The following is a 20,228-nucleotide window of genomic DNA, read 5'->3' as shown; positions in this document are numbered from 1 at the left end:
CTACCAGCCTTAGAGGAAGGGTTGACCAGTCTCGAAGACGCGCTAAGACATCTTGAAGCGTCGAAAGACGAGTAAGCACCGCCTCGTGGCGAGTATTCAACGGCCGCCCACCTATTCCGTTCTGTTTACTGAAGAGCCTGTGTAGGCGACATTCGAGTGAAAAAGGATCAATATTTTATCCCCACCTGCTGGAAATACATTACTAACGAGTCTAGCTACTACCCTTGGTCTGAAAAACAGCGTACCTACACTCTGCTACGATGATTCGTTCGTCGAATTTACCTCGGTGCTACAAGCCATGAGCGTTGAAAGGGTGTTCCCAGTGAGTTCTCCCCCGGCGCTAATATTGACCTGCGTTGATGACTGGTTACAATCGAAGTTTTCAGGCGTTGCTTGCTCAGTAATCGTTCCCTCCGTTTCGAGCACATCCACCGATAACGTGTACGTTCCGCGCTCACCGAGAGTAATCAGTACCGTTCCCGCAGGTCCGACCGTATAGACCCCGTCAAATTGTGCTGTCGAATCGTTCTCAACGAGCATTCGGGCCGTCCACGTTTCGTCCGACGAGTTCCGGAGTACGAGCGTGTGGCTACCTCGCTCCGAATCTGTGGAAGTCGAATCCTCACCGAGCGTGTGCGACACACGTTCGTCGGCAGGTACTGATTTGGACACAACACCGGGACACGCCATACGCGTCGACACACTCATGGAGCCGAGTGTCCTATCTTCTCGAACGCTGATCGTTGTCTTGGTCACGTTACAGATAAACTGATCGGGTTCAACGGTTACCTCCTTGGTCGCATCTAACGTAGGAACGGCTACCCGAACAGTATATAGATTGAGATCAGAAAGCGACGCAATCAGACTCGTGTTCGCTTCGAACTCTATCGATTCCTCAAACACTGTTTCGCTAGCAGTCGAAATCGTAATCGTTCCGTGATGGGTCTCCTCTGTCGGATTCCGGAATGCGACATGGTGAGGCTTTCTAAGGCTACGTGTGTCAAGGGACCCGGCCCCGATAGTCCGCTCAGCGGTGTCACCGGCTTTGATTAGTGTCTGGGCCGACTTTTGATCAGTCTCGTTTTGTGTGCTCTCAGATGTGTTTGCTGTCTTTTCTGTGTCTGCCTCAGGCGATCGACTCGACACTGCTTGGGAAGTACACCCTGCTGCGGCGGTCGAGAAGCCAATCCCAGCACTTGCCAGAAACATTCGACGTTTCATATCCTCACATTAGAGGGAGGGGAGTATCGTCTTATCCTAGATTCAAAGGTGTCTTTGAGTCCCAGAAATCATTTACGCTGAGTGGGTGTGTCCCCACGCCGGACGATACGTCCGCCGGTACCACGTCACAAAGAGGGACAAGATTAGCACGACGCTGACCCCAAGGACGAACCCGCCAGGGCCGGTTCCGAACGCAACGAGTGCCTCCCACAGAGTTGGATCCGGCTGGGGAGGCTCACCACCTCGCGACAGCGGTGAGGGTGTCAATGCTGCCCAGCGTGCGTGGACGATCATACTGACAACTCCGACGATACCGACCGCGCTGAAGACACGACGCAACGCTGTTGTGAGTGACGGTGTTGTTCGCTCTGCTCCCGCAAAAAGCACGAGTGCGCTATTGGTCGGGGCGTACACGTCCATCTCGCGCCCTTGCTCGGAATACCACGTCTCGACAACTTCCACTAACTCTGCGTCTTGAAGTCGATCTAAGTGATAGCTGATATTCTGTACTGAAGAGTCGATCTCAGCAGCCATGTCTGAAGCCGTCGTTGGTTCTTCATAGATCTGCATGAGAATACGCCGGGCTGTTGTTGAGCTGACTGCCGACAGAATTTGATCTACAGACTCGTCTTCAAATCCAACGAGCTTCGGTTCTAACCCACGGTCAGATGCTGAGCTAGGAGTTGGTTTCAGAGGTAGCAATGACGACATAGTAGTTGTGACTATCTATACAGATATATGATTAGGGAAAACTCAAAGAAACGTTTGAATCTGCTTCACCATAGTTATACCATGGAACAGCGTCGATGTACCGATTTCCCTCTCTCAACATGGTGATCCCATCGGTTCCTCTAGACAACAAGACACACCAATTCGCAGAACAATCAAAAGGGACAGGCCGCTTGAAACAACAGGTACATCTAATGAGTTTCGAAAACTACGGCGACGACATGGATCCCGGAAAACGGGATATCATGGAAGCCACCCACATCGCCGTAAAGAAACACGGCTACAGCGACCTCACCATCCAGCACATCGCCGATGAATTTGACCGCAGTAAGGCCCTTATTTACTACCACTACGACGGTCGTGACGACCTTCTCGTTGACTTCCTCAAGTACATTCTCGGAGGATTTCTTGCGATCCTCCCCGAAGAAGGATCTTCACCTCGCGAGGAGCTCGACCATCTAATCGAACTTCTCCTCCCAACGACGGTTAACGAGGAACCTTATCGACTGATGTTGTCGATGTTCGAACTTCGAATGAATGCACCCCACGACGAGGCTGTTCGTGAGCAATACCTGGAAGTCGAAGAAAGGGTGAAAATGGTTCTCGAGGACATTCTTCGTCGTGGTATCGAATCCAACCAGTTTGTCGACGTCGACGTTGAGGTGGAAGCAGAGACACTGCTATCACTACTCATCGGAATCCGTGCCCGACGGCTCACTGTGTACAACCCAGAGCAGTCGATTGAACCACTGAAAGCCACGATCGATGCTCACATCGACCGTATCTCAACAAAAAACGAATAAAAACGACGTGACTGGTATTTTCTGCCATCAGTAGGGGCTCAGCGGAGTCCACATGTCCGGTTTGTCACCCCGCAATCAGTGGAGAGTGCTTGGAGACCGTCAGAGAGCGAGATGAGGTGGTAGCTCTTCAAGCGGGTTGTCTGCAATCTGTTCTCGGAGAGAAGTGAGGTACTGCCGATCAGTAGCAGACACCGCATTCAGGATGGTCCGAACCTCTGTACGGGATACTTTCACACTCTCCGGAGCAAATGCGGTTCCGGGGTTTGTACGGAGTTCTCGAAGAGTGCCGACGGCTAAGAGATATGGAACTGCCCATGCGACGACGGTGTTTCCGTTGCCTAATGGCATTTTTTCGATGTAGGATTGAGCAGCGTCGAGGTGCTGATTGGCCTGGTCAAGGACTCGTGAAAGCACCGATATAGCCCCCTCTTGGTAGTCTGTGTGAATGATTTGATCTTGTGGAATTCCTTCGGCTGCTAGCCACTCACTTGGGAGGTACACATTGTTTTCGGTTACGTAATCCTCGTGGACGTCTTTTGCAATATTCACCAGTTGTAGGAGTCGACCGAAATGTTCAGCATTCCTTCGGAGGGTCTCCTCGCAGGAAGTCGTGAGTGGTTGCTTTGCGAGGAGGTTCGTAATTAGTGTCCCAACAGTACCGGCGACGTAGTGGCAATAGCTTCGGAGTTCAATGGGCGTTTGGATTCGAATTCCTGGCTCGTCCGCGTATCGCCCGGTGAACCGAATCATCCCCGTGATCATCTCACCGATGGGAGGTCGCATTGCCTCCTGTGTGTCCTGTGAGAACTGTTCGAAGGCGGCCATAACGGTCGGAGTGTTCCCAATAAGCGCCCAGTCCGCTACAGGAGACTGAGTTGACATGTACTGTCGTGCTTGACGCGTGAACGCTTCTATCGACGTTTGTGATTCAGGGTCGAGGCTCGCGTAGTAAGTCCTAAGGAGCCTTTGTTGGGTTTCCGTCGAAATGTGGGTTGAATCCTCAATCGTATCCGGAATTCGACAGAGCAGGTAACCGACACAAATCTGGTCGGCCAGTGGTGGGTCTAGTGTATCGATGGTAAGAGCGAACGTACGCGATACGTCTTGGACAGCGTCATGGCAGTACGCAAGCGGAGGCTCGGACGTCGCTGTTTCATGTCGCGTCATATATTTTGAGTGGTGTTGGCTCGGCCGTTTGAGCTCGTCCACTATGAACAAACAGTTAATATTTAAGACTATCGTATTCTCTTAGTAGAAGATTGGCAGTCAAGAGGTCTATATTATGTTTTTCCTGAGAGTACCACAAAGTACTTGACTAAATATTCAGTAGTTGTATTTGATGTACGACTTTGAGAATTCCGTCGCACTCGTGACTGGCGCCGGTTCCGGCATCGGCCGCGCAACTGCCAACCGATTCGCCACTGAAGGAGCTACAGTCGTCGTCGCCGATATCGACACGGAGGCTGGGCATGAGACCGCTGGACAAATCAAAGAAAATAATGGTAATGCAACCTTCACCGAAGTCGACACCAGCCGCAGCGAGTCAATTAATGCTCTCGTCGACACTACGCTCAACGAACACGGGCGACTCGACTACGCCGTCAACAACGCCGCGATCGGGAACACACCAGCCCAAGTCCCGGATATCGACGAGGAAGAGTGGGACCGCATCCTCGATGTCAATCAGACTGGCGTCTGGGCCGGTATGAAATATGAACTCCCCGCATTATACGACACCGGCGGCGGCGCCATCGTCAACGTCTCCTCGAAGGCCGGACTCCGTGGGAGCCCCGGTCGGGCACCGTACGCCGCCAGCAAACACGGCGTAGTCGGTCTAACACGGACAGCAGCCTTAGAAACCGCTACAAGTGACGTTCGCGTCAATGCAGTCTGTCCAACAATTGTAGAGACACCAGCCTTGGAGTCGATGTCTGAATCAGAACGTAGTTCGATTGTCGAAGAAGTTCCGATGAAGCGGGCTGCGTCTCCAGAGGAGGTTGCCAACGTTATCGTTTGGCTGTGCTCCGATGAAGCGTCGTACATTACCGGGCAGTCACTCCCGGTTGATGGCGGCGAAATTCAAAAATAACGCAGACAGTTGCGGCTCCACGGCTGTCACGGGAGGTTTTCTGTCACGCCGACGAGTTCCTCCTCGGTCTGCCAGCGATAGAGTCGTCGCTTAGGGTCGAACAACTCGGAGACACCATCCTACATCCAGCTGAAGGGGTGTTTTTCGTCCAATACTCTCGCTTGAGGACGTAGCTCTTCGCGAAGAACTCCGTCGTACCGATGTGCGATCCCTATTCGAGGTAGTGTTCAGATAAGCTGATTCCATGCGAATGCGAACGCTCTGAGCCACCCATTAGCAGTTTCTGCCTCGGCGTTGCTGAAACAGTTTAGGAAACTGGTAGTTCGTCGTTTCACCTCACGAAAGACACGTTCGACACTATTCCGATGCCATGTCGTTCGTATCTAAAATCGAGGTCATGTTTGTCACAAACCCGCTGAAGTGGAACCGCGCCATCAACGAGAAAGATCGCGTCGTCTACATCATGTTTTTCGCAGAGTAATGAGTTAGATCAGCTCTGTAAACGAGCGCAGAGATCCAGCGATAGACAGCTTCTACCCTCACTTTACAGATAGTGTGAAACCATCCAACCGTCGTTTATATACTCATCACGAAAACCGTCTTTCTCAGGTGTGTAACCGATGAATTCGGACCCCACCAAATTAATCGAGTGAAACTACGATGAATATGAAAACACGATTAGATTGCCGTACACTTGGTGTACGGATCTCTTAGAGCTTCAATCCTCTTTTGCCGATTAGCTTTCAAACCTTTTCTCAGTCATTATTCTGCGAAAACGGATCTGCGATCACGTTCGTTCTTGTCGGTTCAAGCCTTGTGTGAAGTATATCGGTTAAACTGGGATCGACAGCAGCGTACAGCCAATATTGTTCATCGTCAAGCCAAATCACTGTCTCATCAACCGCAACGTGATTCGGGCTTCGTCCAGAATCCGGCTGTAAATCGCCCTTGTGAACCCAGTTATGAACAGTGGATCGAACCCTTTCAACACCAAATATCTCAAGAAAGGAAATAGTATTCGAAAGCGATAGTCCTGCTAAATGAAGCTGAATACTGAGCTTCATCAACAGCCGTGGTGTTGCCTCTCGCTCCACAAAGTCTAAGTTGATCTCGTCTAAACAGCCGCCGAGGCGGTCGTTTTCGGGCATAGATCACTTTGAAAGGGCACCGCCTCACTTTTCAATCCTTATTTGAACATCGCCTCCGACCGACGACAAGTACTATTACGGCTACGGTTACACGATCATATCAACCGGGCAAAGGATTCCGATTGTAGCCGAGTTCACCGAGAGTAAGCAGGCGCCAGATGAGACGACGATGCGCGTCACACGTGACGCACTCGCCGTCGCCACGCCGATCTGGATGGTCGGTGACAGCGCCTACGACACGCTCGACTGGCACGACCACCTGCTGGCCGCAGGGGTCGTGCCAGTCGCTCCGTACAATGCGCGAAACACTGACGACCCGAAAGACATCGAGTACAGGGTCGAAAACCGCATCACTGATCACAGCGAGGATGTTCAGATGAAGCAGTCCACATTGGATGAGACGTACAACTGCCGTACTGGAGTCGAACGAACCAACGAATCAGTGAAGGACTGCGGCCTCGGGTGAGCGCACGCCCGAGGCCGCGTCCACGCACGAGCGCAGGTGTTTTTTCCCTTTGCCTTCGCTTCGTCGTCGCTATCACCAACTGCGAACGTACAATCCGGGAAGTACGATCATCACAGTGTGACAAGAGTTCTATGACACCCTCTTATACTTAAGATAACACGACGGCCGGCATGAGTACGTAAGACCCATACGCGGTAATTTCGTCACGATCCATGAGGTCCAACACGCCCGCTAGTGCTGGCGTGGACATCGACTCAGCGCACAAGCCACCGCCGATCATGAACTGGCGCGCACCCAAATCGCTCGATCTATTGTCGGCTGAGGGCTGCTCTCGTTCGACTTCGTCGCGGCGTGGGAGGCGAGAAGCTATCCAATCACCGTCGTGTGGCTGCGCCATCCTCTGCGACTACCTGACCCTCTTTAACGACGTATCGTGGGGTAGTATTCTCGATAATCGCCGACTGTGGCGACGATGCTCCGTGGACCACCAGATCGGCAGGAGTTCCCATCTGTAGGTCGTATTCGTCATCGATTCCAAGCACCGCTGCGCCCTCCTCGGTTATCAGCTGCCAGAGCGATGCCAACCCCTCGTTTGTGCCCCACTGACGGCCAGAGTTGAGACGGAGTTTCAACGACGCGACCAACATCGCCTCCAGCGAATTCATGTTCCCGTGAGATTCCCACACGTCTTGGGCCTCGTCGGTTCCATGTGCCATGACGAGCCCGTTATTTTGGAACTGCTGAATTGGCATCGACGGGCGAGTGCTCTGGTAGCACGTTACAACGTTTAGATCGGCTGTCTTGAACGTCTCCAACGCGGATTCTAGACGACTGTTGAGATAGTCCGCACCCCCGCCTGCCGCATCCGCGAGCGCAAAGCAGTGACCCGCGGTTACCCGCCCTTCGTACCCGCGTTCGACGGTCTTCTCAGCCAGCCGCTCAAGAGTGTACATTCCGACAGTGCCCCGGTCATGAACATGGGCGTCGACACCGACATCGTAGTCGCTCGCGATATCAAACCACGTGTCAATTGTTGTCTCAATATCATTGTTCATCGAAGCTGGATCGATACCGCCGACCAGATCGGCGCCCATATTCAGCGCCTCCCGCGCAGCGTGCTGTGACCCCGGATCTCGGAGAAACCCCTGCTGTGGGAACGCGACGATCTGCATGTCGATCACGTCCTGAAGCTCGTCTCTCACCTCAAGCGTCGCTTCGACGACCTTCGTTCCTACGACGCTGTCGACATAGACATGATTCCGCATGTGGAGAACGCCGTTTCTGACGGCTCGTTTTGTAGCTCGGCGGATCCTCGATTTGAGGTCGTCGATAGACTCGTTGCTAAAGAAATCACGTGACTTGGCGACGAGTTCTTCTTTTCCGAATGTCCCTTCATTGTAGTTCGGATAGCGGTCGCCCGCAGCCGCAAGCGCCATGTCTGTGTGGAAATGTGCGTCAACCAAGCCGGGAGAGACGACGTCGCCTTCAGCGTCCAGTTCCCGTTCTGCGTTCGCATTCAGTCCCGTTGTGATGTCCTGGATCCGGCCGTCCGAAATCGCAATATCGACGACGGCATCCTTGTGTTCAAGATAACCATTCCTGACGATCAGGTCTGTTGTATCGGCCACGACTCAACTACTACCACTAGCCAATTAAAATCACTGCTGTGTTGAATAGATTCTGAGCCACGGTCACAGCGGCTCACACAGCGGTTCTATGTTGGTGATGGCGAACATCAAGACAATCTCACGGAACTGTCGATACCAGCCCAGCGCTCGCACCGCATCGCCGAGCGAGCGCTTCGTTGTCGAATACGATGTTTCGGCCATCCACCGCTGAGAGTAGCCCTTCGCGTGGTTGAGTGCGTTATTCGCAGCTGCTTTGGCTGACGAGCCACGATAATGAACAAGGTAATCGACATCGTGTGCAGCGATCTCGTACTCGGTGTGCCAATCTTGGAAGCCGTTGTCGGCGGCGACGGACTGCAGGTCGTCCGCGTTTCGGCGGACGACCTGCGGTCCGATCTTCGTATCGTGCTTCCACCGTGCGTTGATGTGGACATCGAGAACAGCAAGCGATTCCACATCGGTCAATGTCGTCACCTTCAGCGTCTGTATCGTCCGTCCTGCCCGCTGGCGGAAGTATGAGGACGCACGTCGCCGATCGAAGAACGTGCTGTCGAGGGCAGCGTGGCCAGACTGCGGGTGCTGCTGCGCGTTTCCGCGCAGCAGCGCCCGCCACACCCACATTTTCAGCCGATCAAACGATTTGTAGATCGTCGTGTGATCGGGGAGATCGTCCCGAGCTAAGTCGAGAGCGTCACGAACTTCGTCCATATACTTCAGCCGATTCGGCGTTTCACGGTAGCTGTGGGTCTCTTCGACCCGAAAACAGTGCAAGACGACATGGACCCAGCGGGCGAACCCGCCGCTGGCGGGCTCGCCCGCGTGCTTCCCCAACGCTTGTTCAGCTAGGTCACGACACTGCTCGATGAAGTCGAGGATATCGATTTCCATGCCAGGTTCGATTTCCTCGGCTTCACCGTTCTAAACCCGTGATATCGGCTAATAAGATCGCTTTCAACAGAGTAGTCATAAGCATTCTGAAGTCGAACGCCTCATCCTCTAACTTTACGCGACCACCTCTTTCGCCCATAGTTTTAAGTACTAATAGTATATTCAATATATATGGCGAGTCTGCTAACAGATCACACAGCAATCGTCACCGGAGCAGCAAGCGGAATCGGTCGAGCAATTTCACTAACCTTCGCAGAGCACGGGTCAAATGTCGTTGTAGCCGACATTAAGTCTGAACCACGTCAGGGGGGTGAGCCCACACACGCCAAAATCAACCGTGAAACGGACGCGAAAGCTACATTTGTTGAGTGTGATGTCACTAAGGAGGCTGACTTACGGGATGCGATCGGTGCCGCCGAAGAGATGGGCGACCTGAGTATACTGGTCAATAATGCAGGCATCTATCGAACGACGAACCTACAGGAGACGACCGAAGAGGAGTACGACCAACTGATGGACATCAACGCGAAAGCTGTCTTTTTCGCGTCTCAAATCGTCTCAGAGAGATTGATGGACAACGGTGGGGGATGTATAATCAATATGTCTAGTCTTGCTGGCTACTTAGGTAATAAACAGTATCCGGTGTATACTATGTCAAAGGCCGCTATTCGGATGCTAACGTACTCACTCGCAGACGAGCTGGGTCCCCATGGTATCCGGGTCAACACACTCCATCCGGGATCAATAGACACCGCTTTGACAAACCAAGATACGGAAGATATGGATGCCGAGGCCGCAGAGCAATTCAAACAGATGATTCCGCTCCAGCGAACCGGTAGTCCGGAAGATGTCGCCGGTGCTGCTCTGTTCCTTGCTAGTGACTTGGCGAGTTATGTTACGGGTGAGTCGCTTCTCGTTGACGGGGGATACGCAAACACTGGATAAACCACACACCGTAATACAGCGGCCACTGGTAACAGTATGAGGTGTTATAGAAACGTTTTCACAGAAGGCAGCAGGGTGCTTGATCGAGGTCTGCGAGTGCCAGCACAATGTAAGATGTAGCTTCGGTAGACGACTTCTTGAATGTCGCGGCTACTGAGACAGTACCGCTATTCGAGCACTTTGAGTTCAAATTTCTGCTGGAGTAAGAAGCGTTCGGCCCCTCGAAGCGAGGGCGAACACGAGTACATCAGTCACCGGATTTCTTTTGCGGCTTTCTGTACTTCTACTAAAAGGATATCTACGAAACGCGTCCGGTTGTACGAGAACTCCAGCCCGGCCTGGCTTGGTACTACTGCGGACTTGACAAACCGTCATCCAGAGACACCATTGACTGGTTCTTACTGACCTCGAACACGTTATCGACGATGTCTTCAACATGGTCGTCGACCAGGCCGCCGCCCGCGGCCTGCTCGACTCCACGTACTCAATCGATTCGATACACGTTGAGACGATCCAATATCACGATGCGACATCTTGGAACTACGACCCAACGGCTGAAGAGTACTACTACGGCTTCGGCTGTACTATCGTCTCAACCGGCACAAAAATCCGATTGCGGCGGAGTTCACACAGGTTAAACAAGCAGGCTAGGAGACGGCGATGCGCGTCACGTGTGATGCGATCGCCGTCAATACACCGATCTGGATGCTTGGCGACAGAGCCTACGATATTCTTGAGTGGCACGACCACCTGCTGGGCGCAGGGGTCCTGCCGATCGCTCCGTACAACCCGAGAAACACTGACAACCGAAAAGACATCGAGTACAGGGTCGAAGACCGCATTGAAAAACACGGCGAGGACGTACATCTCAAGCAATCCAATAGACGAGACCTACAACCACCGGACAGGAGTCAAACGGACCAACGACGCAGTCAAGGACTGCGGCCCCAGGCATGTCCACATCCGAGGCCGCGTCCACGCACGAACAGGGGTGTTCGTTCCGCTGTGCCTCCGACTTGTCGTTGCCGTCACGAACTTCAAAACGAGGAAGTGATCCGGACTGTGTGAAGCTACAAGATAGATTCTATGACACGCTCCTTATGAGCCAAAAGACAATACTGCGGCGGTGAGTGAACTCGATAATCAATCTTGGCCATCATAATTATAGTTTTATGTATTATTCTACTTTATGACACTTAGTGTTGATCGGGCCCGCTCGATCGGTCGTAACTGGAGGTACAACATCGATTTATAGCCGGAATCTGTACGGGATCCGATTTTCATTGCGGTCAATGAAATGCTCGTTCAGGTTGGTAAGAAACAGAATTCGCTGTACATTGCTGTCAATCCCAAACCAAACAGATCTACTCTTAGCATAGCCTGAAACGACGAGATGAATGGCGTCGCAGTTCTCCTTATTGGCGACCGCAGCAGAAGCACGAGATAGTCAATAGGACGGTCTTCGTCAACGGATCAGCGTCACTTCTGTGGATATTTCGCAAACACGATTCCAATTGTAGATACGAACACTATTGAAATCAACATTATTGCCGCTTCAACGCTGAATTGCTAGATACAATCGATAGACGGTCTGTAGCTGGAATCTAGCAGATCAGGACTGAAGTCCCATTATGTTGAATATATCTATTGCGAGGTAAGACGTGGAAATTTTTCACTTTTAAAATGAGAGGTGAAAGACGGTGTGGTGCCTCTGACAATCGCCTAGACACACTAGACCCGTAAAAGGGTTGTAGCATGTCCAAGACATTCTAATATTTTGTTGTTTATAAAACTTATGAATGAGACTTCAGTATAATTAATGTGTGATTCGATCAAATCTAATAGCTCAAACGAGGACGACGTGCTAAGTGAATCAAAAACCGTATCTGTACCCGTCTTAATATATCTGTGTCACATCAATCAGCAGGGCCGTACTTACTTGATAGGGAAGTTTGAGCGTATTATGTCATTTTATTTGTGGTGAGACTTGTCTGTGAGTGCTGGGACAATAGATACTAACGTCGTCAAGATTCCAACACAGATGTCGACACCAGAAGTGTGACCGATGTCACAGACATCCGCGAGAGATGAGTACAACCTCTCTTTTGTGACATCGAAAAACATATGATGAAGAAATTTGGAGACAACGGTTGGTGCTCGGCCGTATATCGACTGTTCTATCAAAGCGGCGCTTACACGCGACGTGTTCCCATTAGCATAAGCGACGATTTTATGACCTATCTCTTGGAGCCGTTGGGATAGTCGCTTGGACAAAATACGGCTAAGCGTTAGCAGTATCGCAGAAGTCACATCGTCACCGGACGGTGTCGTACCAAGGCCACGGCCAATGACATCGGCGATAGGGTCGAACGTGGCTTCTCTTACGTCATCAACAGTTAACAGCTGGACCCACGAGCTTACATATTCGCCAAACTCTTCTGGCGCTTGAGAATGTTGGTCGAGAGGACCTCCGAGCTTGGATAGCCAGCCAAGCCCGTCGCTGTATCCTTCAATAATAAGTTGGTTCACACACGCCTCAGCTCGGTTTTGGATTCGGGAATTCTCGACGATTTCGCTAACTGATGAAATGCGAGTCGGAACTGCGTTCGACTGCTTCAACAACTCCAAGTTCAATGTGAGGGTTGTCGAATTGCCGATCGTGAGTACAGCCCTTGTTTCCGAATCTCCCTGCCTGTAGGTCCAGGTAGACCCGGTTTCAACATCCAGCTGATTAAACGCGATTGGAGAGCCTGACACTCTTGACAGCAGGGGGCTATCTGACATATTGTCGCCACCGATCAAAACCATAGGAGTCAACGTGGAGCGATTATCGGGGAGACAACGGACATCGAGATAGAGTGAACGCTCAAAGATTCGCACAACATTCCCAGCCTCAATGGGTCGAGACCCAGTATCTGAGCGAGAGTACTGCCGGGACAACTGCCCCCAAGTCTCTCGGGCCCCACTTCCAACCCACGTTATTTTATGTTTAGTGTAGCCCCGGCGCATTATTGGAAGCAGCTAGCGGTTCAACTGTTTTATTGGCTACGGCTGGTCGTCGTAGATTGTTGTCCCGACATCTTCGGTAACCGCCTCAGTAGCATTCTGAAGACTCGTGATCACTGCGCGGCGATCTGAATATCCGTCAACAAATTGACACGCAGCCTCGATCTTTTCATACATGCTCCCACGTTCGAAATGTTCGTCTTGGTATTTGCGTGCCTCATCTGTTGAGATCTTTTCGAGGTCAACTTGGTCTGGTTCCCCGTAATTAAGAGCGACGTGTGAGACATCGGTGAGGATAACATACGTCTGAGCGTCAATTTGATCAGCAAGCGTGGCGCCGGTCAGATCCTTATCTACGACAGCATTAGCTCCTGTAGGACCGTCGTCGTCAGTGGCGGTTATGGGTATGCCTCCGCCACCTGCGACGACCGGCACATTCTGATTTTCAAGGATTGAGTTAACTGTATCAACGCCGTGAATCTCAGCAGGTTCTGGTGACGGAACGACACGACGCCAACCCCGACCAGCGTCTTCAATCATTGAGACTCCTTCACTCTCGATCATCGTCTTAGCCTCCTCCTCAGAGTAAAACGGGCCGACTGGCTTTGTCGGATTCTCAAAGGCGTCGCTGTCACTATCGACAGTCACAGGGGTCACAATCGGGACGCAGCTTCTATCTGAGTCTCGACCTCGAAATTCTTGTTCGAAGGCGAGCTGGAGCATAAACCCGATTAGCCCTTGACTCTGAGCACCACACGCGAAAAGCGGCATCGGAGGCGTAGCCCCCTCTGTGGATCTATTTTTATTGAGAATGTTACCGACCTGTGGACCGTTCCCGTGGGTCAGGACGACCTCTTGACCATTTTTCAGTAACCCATCAATTGCTTGAATGCTTTTTCGGGCATTGTCTAATTGTTGCTGGAACGTTCCCGTCTGTTCAGGTTTTAACAAGGCGTTACCACCGAGTGCGAGTACAGTCCGTTCAGTCATGTGTATCTGTGTGAGGTCGTTCGGATGTCGTTGCGATTCGTTTGCGAACGTTGGGAAGTACGACGGTTCTTGAGTTACCTAATCCTTGACCGGAATTGTTAGCCGGATAGTGGCCGGTTGCTTCTGCTGTTACGGTTTGTGCTGCTCACAGAACTCTTCAATTGCGTCATTGAAGCACTCGCGAGGTGCGCGAACGAGTCCAGCTCCAATCTGGCCAACACCGGGTTCTTTATGAGCGATCCCAGTATTGATGACGGGTGCCACGCCGGTTTCAATTACCTTCAGTAGGTCAATGCCAGTAGGCGTTCCCTCAAAGTCTAAGGCTGGAATGGTATAATTAGGGTTCTTCCCAACTGTAATCTCGTACATTTCGTTCGTATATCTGAGTGCGTCGCTCGGTGATCCACCGACGAATTGCGTGATTGCGGGGGCGCTTGCCATCGCGAATCCACCCGCACCAGTGGTCTCTGCGATCGTACTGTCTCCCATGTCTCCTGCTGCATCTTCCTCAGAATACTGTGGGAAGAACAGCCCGTCGACGGCAGGTGCTGGAGCGGTGAACCATTGGTCTCCGAGTCCACTCACTCGAATACCAAACTCAGTTCCATTCCGCGTCATTGCTGTGAGAACCGTACTCCAAGGAATATCGGCTGCAGCATCAGCAGCAACCTTACACGCCGCCATCGAGAGGTTAAGATAGAAGTGATCGTTGTCCTCAAGGAACTGCGCAACCTCAGACACTTTCTCTTTGTCGAGAGAACTACGGGTTAGTGACGGAGCAATTTTCCGGGCGAACATCGACGTCGCGGCAACGTTCCGGTTGTGTACTTCGTCGCCCATCTGTAACGCCTGGGCAGTTATCAGCTTCAGATCGACACCACCCTGATCATCAACGACTGACTTGAGAACTTCGGCGAGATCAGTCTCCATCCACTCCAGTCGATCAAGGACCTCATCGGAGTACGCGCCGAATCGAAGGACCTCTCCCAGCCCCTCATTCAGGTTCGAAAATGCCCTGTTCCCATGGACTTTATCTTCGACCACTGCGACTGGCATTGACGGCGCAACGACGCCAGCCATCGGACCCACAGTATCGTGTTCGTAGCAGGGTGAAAGTTCGATTTCACTTTCAGCTAACGATCGCGCTTCTTCGGGAGTATCTGCCCAGCCCTCATATAGCGCGGCTCCAATTACTGCGCCACGCTGAGGACCGGACATATTCTCCCATGAGACTGGGGGTCCAGCATGGAGTAGTTGCTTCCCACCAAAGTCAGGGATCACATCCTCTGCTGTGTCAATATCAACCCAGACTGGTTGCGCCTCCGTCATACGGTCGAAGGCTTCTTGATTCGCTTCGGTTATTTTCTCTCTATGGGCAGCAAGCTTGTTCAGCTCATCTCCCAAGTTATCGCTAATTCCTTTCGGTGGATTCCAGTCGAGCTGTAACGCTTTCGTTCCAGTCGAATCAAGTGTCTCCTTAAACCGGTCAAGCCCGATGTTGATTACTGCGAGTTCATCGTCAAATAGTTCATTGTAGCTCATTCGTATACACCTCTGTTTTGGACGGCACTGTGAATCAATTTGGTGGTCTGAACGGCCTCGGCATTACTTTTAGCGACGTGAACGCCCGCGTCCCGCAAAGTTTGGACTTGATTCGAGAGCCCTTGTGGGTCTGACTCTGTCCCGGTGACCGACGCCACGAGGATCGGCCACTCGTTATCTTCCATGCCGCTGATCGCGTCAGCGATTCCCTCTGCAGGATTTGCGTGGGCCCCGTGCCCAAGGACAACATCGAACAGGACGACGAGTACCTCGCTGTCCCGAGTTGCTTGTTGGATCTGTTCATCCCGAAGTTCGGGGTCAATCATCGGATGAGGGCGCCCCTGGGTCAGTTCATCTTCTCCGAGATCGACTATGGTATGTCCGCTGGGGACGAGTGGCTCATCCATCGGCTCTCCAAGGGAGAGATTCGAGCCAATTGTCTCAAGTTCGCCGTCCAACATTGAGATAGCTTCGCTACATAGGGTCCCGCCAGTGTAAAGTCCACGAACGTACTTCCGACTGGTCTCAGGTGACGACCGTTTGGAGAGGACCTCCGGCATTGATTGCTCATTAAGGCCCATCTTCTGGGTAAATGTTTCACCTTCTGTGTCTGGTCCTGGAGCTTGGGATACGGCTTCTCTGGCAGTGTCTTCGAGCGTTTCTCCTATTACAACATGGTCGGTATCTACGCCATCAACAGATGTGCCGATGAAATTGACAACTGTTGGTTTTGGGCATTCAGAGGCTGCCTTCAGCAGTTTATCCCTCGTCTTCGGCCCTGGAGGCTTCGAAATTAGAACGATAACCTCGGTGTCACTATCACCAACGAGGGCGTCAATTCCCTGCAACATTCCGACACCACCGACTTCATCTTTGAGATCACGTCCTCCAGTTCCAATAGCCTGTGAGATACCGTATCCAGCTCGGTCAATGAGCGATGATACTTCCTGTAGTCCTGTACCGGAAGCAGAAACTAATCCGATGTTGCCCTCCGAGACCGAATTTGCGAAACCGAGCGGAACGTTGTTAATTATCGCAGTCCCGCAGTCAGGTCCCATGACCAGCAGTTCCTCTTGACGGCCATGCTGTTTTAGTGCCCGTTCAGTCTCGATGTCGACGTTATCAGAGAATAACTGCACATGGAGCCCCTGGTTTAGAGCTTTCCACGCTTCCTGTGGCGCATATTCTCCAGGGACTGAAATAAGGGCGAGGTTTGCCTCCTCAAATTGTTGAACTCCGCGTTCGATGGATTTTGGAGGAATCTCTTCTACGGTTGCGCTTCCAGTGGAACCCCCTGCTGATAACTGAGACTCCATCAGGTCAAGCGCGTCAGAGACTATCTCTTCAGGGCCTCTTACAGCCATCACTAGGTCGTCAGGATCGATATCCGCGAGTTGGTCCTGATCTAACAAACTAGCATCAGAGAGCTGTTTTCTGTTGTTTTCAGTACCCATCACTGCTGACGCGTCTTCGAGATCGTACGATTCGAGAACGTCACTCGATATCTGCATCAGCTTAACCGAGTCAGCGTAGGTGTCGGTGATTACTCTATGTTTACGGCTCACCATTTATCGTAGATTTTCTTTATGTATAACCCTTACGCACTCGGGGTTTCTGTGATAATGGGTTTGTGGGTAACAAGTTGGTTAAAGGAGTGAGAATGGTATTTCAGGTTGGGAATACTCGGTTAAATTCATAGAAGACAGCAAGCCAACGTCGCTCTGGTCGCAGAAACAAAGCGGAGGTGCCGAATCTCTCTTAATTACTTCTCAGACTCGTTAACAGACATAGATGTCTCCTACTGGGAGATCGTCGATTGAGCGATCTGGACAGTTGGGTTCGTGGTCTCTTACAGTGGCTCGAACAGAATGCCCCGAGTCAGCACCCTCTATCCGTCGTTTGAGAGGATGTCTATTGCGGTGTAGCGTGAGTGGCCTTCGTGGGCCCGTGATCATCTACACTCTGGGCTCATACGGCGCCATCGATCTCAGTTCTTCAATCAGGAAACAGCACCGAGATACTACCACTAGCACCCACATCACCGCCTACGCACGCACAAAACGATGAGCACTCCTTGATCCGGACGCCTGTGCAATTCTCCATGTTCACTCCTCGTTATACTGGCCACACGAGATCCAGATCATCTATCGAATTACTCTCGGCAACACCGAGAACATCCAAAGGTTCGCCGTCGACAAGAGCCATGATGGCACCTCCCTGAGACACGCTTTGTTCGTAGTCTGTTTGCCCGTTACAGCGCCACAAACTGTTCTTTTTTGCGACCTCAAATGGATTCTCAGACAGCGATCTCCCTGCTATCATTAAATTCACCATAACGACTGGACTCTGATTTCGGATCTAAGTCCAAAAAGAGAGTTCCGGAAGCTACCAACCGGTGAGCTTCTATACGTCAGACAGTGTCGAGATGAACTCGTCAGAGTCAGCGACCCAGCCGAAGATCGCTCCCTGCGCTTTGATCATCTTTATTCCGACTTCATCAAACTCAGGGAAGTACGAGGCTGTACAATCTTCAAGCACCAAGCACTCGTACCCTCTGTCGTTCGCTTCTCTGACAGTAGACTGAACACATACCTCGGTCGTCACCCCGGTAAGGATTATGTTCTCGATATCATCATTTCGGAGCACTAGGTCAAGATCTGTGGAATAGAACGAGCCCTTGCCAGGCTTATCGATGATTGTTTCTCCTTCTTCAGGCTGTAGTTCTTCAACAAAGTCATGGCCGCGTTCGCCCCGTACGAGGACTTTCCCCATCGGACCTTCGTCACCGATCTTAACATCCAAGTCGCCTCGTTCGACCTTCGACGGCGGAGCGTCGGCCATCTCTTGACGGTGCCCTTCCCGCGTGTGAATTATTTTGAATCCTGCGTCGCGCGCAGCCTCAAGCACCTTCTGCGTTGGCTCGACTGCCTTCCGTAACCGACTCACGTCATTACCGAGGTACTCCCCGAAGCCGCCTTCCTCTATGAAATCCCTCTGCATGTCAACGACCATGAGGGCCGTCTTTTCCGGGTCGAACTCGAACTCGTACGGGTCTGCGTCAACTTCTAGGGTCATGTTGTGTTTGACTGTAGTCGCGTTTGTTAGTGTGCCGTCACGACACGCGTCGGCTTACATGTGGCTCGTTTTGTACACATGCTCGTCTTATGCTGGGTTCTTTTTATAATTTACTCATGTTCGGGTTGGGTATTGGCACTGATGTGTAACCGAGGTATACAGATCGATTCGATTCTTATTGGTGTCATAGCATCCCGATCAACTGAACAGTAGGTCCTGCTGCGATAGCGACATTAAGCACGAACCAAATGAACTGAACCGGGATGTCAAGAGTGATGTACTCAATAAGCGAGTACGTGGCTATCAGTCCCGGGCCCAGAGTTAGGAACAGTGTCACGTAGAACGGGGATAATCCGCCAAGTGCGAACGCGGTCGCGAGAAGAATTAAGCCAATACCGGCGATTGGCCAGTATGGATCTTCTTCAATGTACCCATCAACAGCGAGATAAATGAAAATCAACACTGCTGGAACCAGAAGTGTCCCAACACGAATTGATAGGCCGACAGGGAAGAATGCTAATACGGCACTCAGCGTGACGACTAGCTGTAGAAGAAAGAGCATCTTCTGGCCCGCAACGTACGCCGAAACAGTCAGGAACGGCGCTGAAACTAAAAAGAGAATCTTTCTTATGAGGCTTCCCGGGTCGTAGAACGTCCCGATGACGACTAATACCACCCCTGGAATCCCAATGGCTACTCCCTTGTTTGTCTGTAGATACTGTCGGATACCGTTGGCAGTAAGTTCTGCCATATCTCAGCTTTCCGATGCGACAGTTAAAATATTTTTGCTGATTCCCGGAACACCGGATATTGTCGTTACTCTGTCTGGTAGTTTTTGATCTGTCGACCGATCGGATAAGCAAATGAGTTCTCGCCGTAGACAATGTCTGTTACATTGAGTGGCTCTGTCGGAGCAAACTGAGATCCATAATGTGACTCAGGGAAGTCAAACTCAAGAGACTCCACCTCTGCCTCATACACGTCGAAAATCGACGGGATGGGGAACTCGACCAATTCATCAATAGCAGTCCGATGTCCAGAGAGAGTCGGGATCTGGCGCCGTGCGTAATAATTGAAGTGGCCGGTCACCCGCTCTTTGGGTTCATACTCCTCGCTTTCTGGAGGAACTGCCGTTGCCTGAAGATCGATGACGTCCTGGCCGTCAACGCTCAGCGTCGAACTAAGCGAGTTACCATCCCAATCCCAAGAGGTGGTTCCTTCTTCGGCAGGAATCCCACCAAATTCTCTAACGTACTTCTGCATCTGGCTCGAATCAGTCCAGTATCCGACCCAGTAGCGGCCAGGCAGAGATTTTTCTTCGCCCGTGCTGGCGGTAATAGCCGTGCTATCGTGCTCGTCGATTTCAATTGAGAGATAGGTGAGTGTAAACTCGTCTAAATGGCTAGTCATCCGCCCATCGGGAACGCGGTACATGTCCATCCGAATCGTATTGCTGGGATGTGGTTCAAGTCCTGGCGGGAGCTCTTGACGGAGAACGTCAGGGTCCGCCTCATATGCCACAAAGAACATCCGAACGTTCTCGAGCAATTGTGGTGAGGGTACCTGTTCTCCTGTGGGCATCCCACGGTACTCGTTTTGTCGAAGACTACCTTCTGCTGCGGACTGATCGTACGACATCAGTATCGATTACTGACTTCCTGATATTTGAAGATTATTGTTGTACCCTCATACGGACAG

General features: G+C 51.7%; 15 protein-coding genes and 4 pseudogenes. 5 read left to right on the top strand and 14 right to left on the bottom strand.

What is annotated here, in order from left to right; genetic code table 11:
• Positions 1-255: 255 nt before the first annotated feature.
• Together EXE41_RS19675 and EXE41_RS12935 are read right to left on the bottom strand one after the other, a co-directional pair.
• Positions 256-540, bottom strand: coding sequence for a hypothetical protein (locus EXE41_RS19675; RefSeq protein ID WP_241987244.1), 285 nt, complete (start codon positions 538-540; stop codon positions 256-258).
• A gap of 753 nt (positions 541-1,293) precedes the next feature.
• The gene (locus EXE41_RS12935; RefSeq protein WP_137691241.1) at positions 1,294-1,932 is read right to left on the bottom strand and encodes a helix-turn-helix domain-containing protein; all 639 of its coding nucleotides are present in this window, start codon (positions 1,930-1,932) and stop codon (positions 1,294-1,296) included.
• A gap of 212 nt (positions 1,933-2,144) precedes the next feature.
• Between EXE41_RS12935 and EXE41_RS12930 the strand changes: the two genes are divergently transcribed.
• Positions 2,145-2,753, top strand: a complete 609-nt coding sequence (locus EXE41_RS12930) for a TetR/AcrR family transcriptional regulator (protein ID WP_004595558.1) — start codon at positions 2,145-2,147, stop codon at positions 2,751-2,753.
• 99 nt (positions 2,754-2,852) lie between these two features.
• Here EXE41_RS12930 and EXE41_RS12925 read toward each other — a convergent pair whose 3' ends face one another.
• A complete protein-coding gene (locus EXE41_RS12925; RefSeq protein WP_137691247.1) occupies positions 2,853-3,920 on the bottom strand; it encodes a phytoene/squalene synthase family protein in 1,068 nt (355 codons plus the stop codon).
• Between the two features lie 172 nt (positions 3,921-4,092).
• Between EXE41_RS12925 and EXE41_RS12920 the strand changes: the two genes are divergently transcribed.
• Positions 4,093-4,842, top strand: coding sequence for an SDR family NAD(P)-dependent oxidoreductase (locus tag EXE41_RS12920; protein WP_394348113.1), 750 nt, complete (start codon positions 4,093-4,095; stop codon positions 4,840-4,842).
• Between the two features lie 227 nt (positions 4,843-5,069).
• Here EXE41_RS12920 and EXE41_RS12915 read toward each other — a convergent pair.
• Positions 5,070-5,320 (bottom strand): annotated as a pseudogene (locus EXE41_RS12915) (IS6 family transposase); the annotation flags it as partial.
• A 295-nt stretch (positions 5,321-5,615) separates the two neighbouring features.
• Positions 5,616-5,990, bottom strand: a pseudogene (locus tag EXE41_RS12910) (IS6 family transposase); the annotation flags it as partial.
• Positions 5,991-6,045: 55 nt separating this feature from the next.
• Here EXE41_RS12910 and EXE41_RS12905 point away from each other — a divergent pair.
• Positions 6,046-6,577, top strand: a pseudogene (locus EXE41_RS12905) (transposase); the annotation flags it as partial.
• A gap of 253 nt (positions 6,578-6,830) precedes the next feature.
• Here the strand turns inward: EXE41_RS12905 and EXE41_RS12900 are convergent.
• Both EXE41_RS12900 and EXE41_RS12895 read right to left on the bottom strand, forming a co-directional pair.
• Positions 6,831-8,084 carry an amidohydrolase family protein gene (locus tag EXE41_RS12900; protein WP_137691239.1) on the bottom strand — a complete coding sequence of 418 codons (1,254 nt, stop codon included), beginning with the start codon at positions 8,082-8,084 and terminating at the stop codon, positions 6,831-6,833.
• 63 nt (positions 8,085-8,147) lie between these two features.
• Positions 8,148-8,972 carry an IS5 family transposase gene (locus tag EXE41_RS12895; protein WP_137691238.1) on the bottom strand — a complete coding sequence of 275 codons (825 nt, stop codon included), beginning with the start codon at positions 8,970-8,972 and terminating at the stop codon, positions 8,148-8,150.
• Between the two features lie 171 nt (positions 8,973-9,143).
• Here EXE41_RS12895 and EXE41_RS12890 point away from each other — a divergent pair, with 171 nt between their 5' ends.
• The gene (locus EXE41_RS12890; protein WP_137691237.1) at positions 9,144-9,917 is read left to right on the top strand and encodes an SDR family oxidoreductase; all 774 of its coding nucleotides are present in this window, start codon (positions 9,144-9,146) and stop codon (positions 9,915-9,917) included.
• A gap of 137 nt (positions 9,918-10,054) precedes the next feature.
• Positions 10,055-11,047: pseudogene (locus EXE41_RS12885) on the top strand (transposase).
• 841 nt (positions 11,048-11,888) lie between these two features.
• On the opposite strand, the gene EXE41_RS12880 reads toward EXE41_RS12885, so the two are convergent.
• From EXE41_RS12880 to EXE41_RS12850, 7 genes are all read right to left on the bottom strand, one after another.
• Positions 11,889-12,701: a DUF2877 domain-containing protein gene (locus tag EXE41_RS12880; protein ID WP_158294417.1), complete on the bottom strand. Its 813-nt coding sequence runs from the start codon at positions 12,699-12,701 to the stop codon at positions 11,889-11,891.
• 261 nt (positions 12,702-12,962) lie between these two features.
• Complete coding sequence (locus EXE41_RS12875; protein WP_137691235.1) at positions 12,963-13,913, bottom strand: carbamate kinase; 951 nt, start codon at positions 13,911-13,913, stop codon at positions 12,963-12,965.
• A 129-nt stretch (positions 13,914-14,042) separates the two neighbouring features.
• Positions 14,043-15,455, bottom strand: a complete 1,413-nt coding sequence (locus EXE41_RS12870) for a DUF1116 domain-containing protein (RefSeq protein WP_137691234.1) — start codon at positions 15,453-15,455, stop codon at positions 14,043-14,045.
• A complete protein-coding gene (gene fdrA / locus EXE41_RS12865) occupies positions 15,452-17,020 on the bottom strand; it encodes an acyl-CoA synthetase FdrA (protein ID WP_158294416.1) in 1,569 nt (522 codons plus the stop codon). The genes EXE41_RS12870 and fdrA overlap by 4 nt, the downstream gene beginning before the upstream one ends.
• A gap of 838 nt (positions 17,021-17,858) precedes the next feature.
• Positions 17,859-18,530, bottom strand: a complete 672-nt coding sequence (locus EXE41_RS12860; RefSeq protein WP_137691232.1) for a cysteine hydrolase family protein — start codon at positions 18,528-18,530, stop codon at positions 17,859-17,861.
• Positions 18,531-18,714: 184 nt separating this feature from the next.
• Complete coding sequence (locus EXE41_RS12855) at positions 18,715-19,281, bottom strand: hypothetical protein (protein ID WP_137691231.1); 567 nt, start codon at positions 19,279-19,281, stop codon at positions 18,715-18,717.
• A 65-nt stretch (positions 19,282-19,346) separates the two neighbouring features.
• The gene (locus EXE41_RS12850) at positions 19,347-20,168 is read right to left on the bottom strand and encodes an acetoacetate decarboxylase family protein (RefSeq protein WP_137691230.1); all 822 of its coding nucleotides are present in this window, start codon (positions 20,166-20,168) and stop codon (positions 19,347-19,349) included.
• Between the last annotated feature and the right edge of the window lie 60 nt (positions 20,169-20,228).

Source organism: Halorubrum sp. SD690R (genome assembly GCF_005435035.1).
Classification (GTDB): domain Archaea; phylum Halobacteriota; class Halobacteria; order Halobacteriales; family Haloferacaceae; genus Halorubrum; species Halorubrum ezzemoulense.
The sequence above is the reverse complement of the archived record's forward strand: the minus strand, read 5'-3'. Positions and strand labels throughout refer to the sequence as shown.